Consider the following 2,272-nt stretch of genomic DNA (forward strand, 5'->3'; position numbering starts at 1 on the left):
GGCTAACTGAAACACGGCCAGACTCCCCTTGCAGTGACGAGACCCGTTTTAGGGGATTGCGACCGTGGTATAGGAACGCCCGTACGAACGGGTTGGATAACGCTTGCAGTGACGAGACCCGTTTTAGGGGATTGCGACTCCGGCTCCGGAACCCGAGGCGCTGTCTTCCGATAGTCCTTGCAGTGACGAGACCCGTTTTAGGGGATTGCGGCAAAACGAAAGGGGGTGCGTAAAGCGCTCTACGCACCCCCTTTGTGGTGATGAGACCGGTTTTTGTAGCGATTGCGATCGGCGGTTCGGGATACGTTGCGACGGATCCTACCCCCGAAAGGCGATCACCCCCCATAGATGCCACGGCCCGTCCCGGGCCAACCACTCCTGAACCTCCAGCCCCGCGGACCCGGCTAGGCGTCGGAACATTTCCTCGCGAGGGAGGGTTTCCCCGGAACGGGCGATGCGCCGGTAGAGCCCCCAGAGCCGCCTATGCGTAGAGGCGGAGCCGGCCGGCCAGGCACCGATCAGGGCCACGAAGCGGCCGCCCGGCCGCAGCACGCGGGCGACCTCCCGCCACGTCGTCGGCTCCAGGATGAAGGGCGCCGGAAAGGTGGTCACCGCCGCGTCGAAGATCCCATCGGGGAAGGGGAGGGCCTGGGCCCGGCCCTGGGCCACCGGCACGGCGAACCCGGTTCGCCGCCGGGCCCGACGGGCCATCGCGAAGGAGAGATCCAGCCCGACCGGGCAGAGGCCCCGCTCGACCATCGCCTGCAGCAGGTGGCCGGGCCCGGGGCCGATCTCCAGCACCCGCCCGCCTGGCCGGGCGAGGACGTCCAGCACCCGCATCCCCCAGTTCACCCAACGCCCACCCGAGACCACCGCGGCCACCCCGTCGTAGGCCCAGGATCCCTCGTGGTATAGCCAGTGGAAGAAGCGCTGAAGAAGGGCGGACCATCCCCCTTTTCGCGCCATGTCTGCCTCCATCTGGTTTATCATAGAGACGGAAGCCTGAGCCCCGCTGGGGGGCCGATCGCGAACCGGAGGCGGATCGGTCAATGGATGCCCTGGTGATCTTCGGGGACTGCCGGAACATGGCCGAGGTCCCGGACGAGAGCGTGGCGCTGATCGTCACCTCGCCGCCTTATTGGCATATCAAAAACTACGGGGTCGCCGGTCAGATCGGCTACGGCCAGACCCTGCACGAGTATCTTATCGATCTGAGCCGGGTGTGGCGGGAGACCTGGCGGGTGCTTCAACCGGGCCGTCGGCTCTGCATCAACATCGGCGACCAGTTCGCCCGCGCCGTCACCTACGGGCGGTATAAGGTCATCCCCCTTCACGCCGAGATCATCGCGCAGTGCGAGGCCATCGGCTTCGACTACATGGGCGCCATCATCTGGCGGAAGAAGACCACCATGCGGACCACCGGCGGGGCCACGGTGATGGGCTCCTTCCCCTATCCGCCGAACGGCATCGTCGAGCTGGACTACGAGTTCATCCTGCTGTTCAAAAAGCCGGGCCGCCCTCCGTCCGTGCCTCCTTCGGCGCGGGAGGCCTCGAAGCTGACGAAAGAGGAATGGAAAGCCTTCTTCAGCGGCCACTGGGACTTCGGGGGGGAACGGCAGGTCCTCCACGAGGCGATGTTCCCCGAAGAGCTGCCTTACCGTCTGATCCGCATGTTCTCCTTCGTGGGGGAGACGGTTCTGGATCCGTTCGTGGGCAGCGGCACCACGGTTCGGGCGGCCCTCCGGCTGAATCGGAAGGCCATCGGCTACGAAATCCAGCCGGCCTTCGAGCCGATCCTCCGCCAGAAGCTGGGCCTCTCCGAGCCCTCCCTGCTCGACCCGCCCGTCCGGATCCTCCATCGGGCGCAGCCGCTGCCGCCGGTGGATCCCCCCGAGGGCTACGTCCCCCGGATCCAGGACGCGCGCCCCCTTGCGGATCCCGAGCCCTCCCGCCCGGAGGATGAGGCCCTTCACAAGGTGACCGCCGTCCTGGACGAGCGCACGCTCCGAATGGACAACGGCCGGGTGATCCAGCTTTTAGGGATCCGCATCCCGGCCGAGCGCAAAGCGCAGGCCATCGCGTATCTGCGGAAATTCGTCCTGGGCCAATCGGTGTATCTTCGCTTCGACCAGCCCCCCGCGGAAGCGGACGCTCCCATGCCCGCCTATGTGTATCTCTCCAACCGGCTGTTCGTCAACCGCAAGATGATCGAGATGGGCCTGGCGGAGGCGGATCGCTCCACGCCGCATCGTTTTCTGGAGAAATTCATCCG

The 2,272-nt window shown here is 66.2% G+C and carries 2 protein-coding genes; one reads left to right on the forward strand and one right to left on the reverse strand.

What is annotated here, in order from left to right; all coding sequences use genetic code 11:
- Positions 1-318 precede the first annotated feature (318 nt).
- Positions 319-966: a class I SAM-dependent methyltransferase gene (locus NZM16_RS13185; RefSeq protein ID WP_295480796.1), complete on the reverse strand. Its 648-nt coding sequence runs from the start codon at positions 964-966 to the stop codon at positions 319-321.
- Positions 967-1,049: 83 nt separating this feature from the next.
- Here NZM16_RS13185 and NZM16_RS13190 point away from each other — a divergent pair.
- Positions 1,050-2,272, forward strand: a 1,223-nt coding sequence (locus NZM16_RS13190; RefSeq protein WP_295480798.1) for a site-specific DNA-methyltransferase, incomplete at its 3' end; no start/stop codon positions are given.

The organism is Thermoflexus sp. (genome assembly GCF_025055495.1).
Taxonomy (GTDB): Bacteria; Chloroflexota; Anaerolineae; order Thermoflexales; family Thermoflexaceae; genus Thermoflexus.

Bases quoted from the DNA above. Each gene is read 5' to 3' on its own strand.
- NZM16_RS13185 (WP_295480796.1), bottom strand. From the start codon at position 966: ATGGCGCGAAAAGGGGGATGGTCCGCCCTTCTTCAGCGCTTCTTCCAC.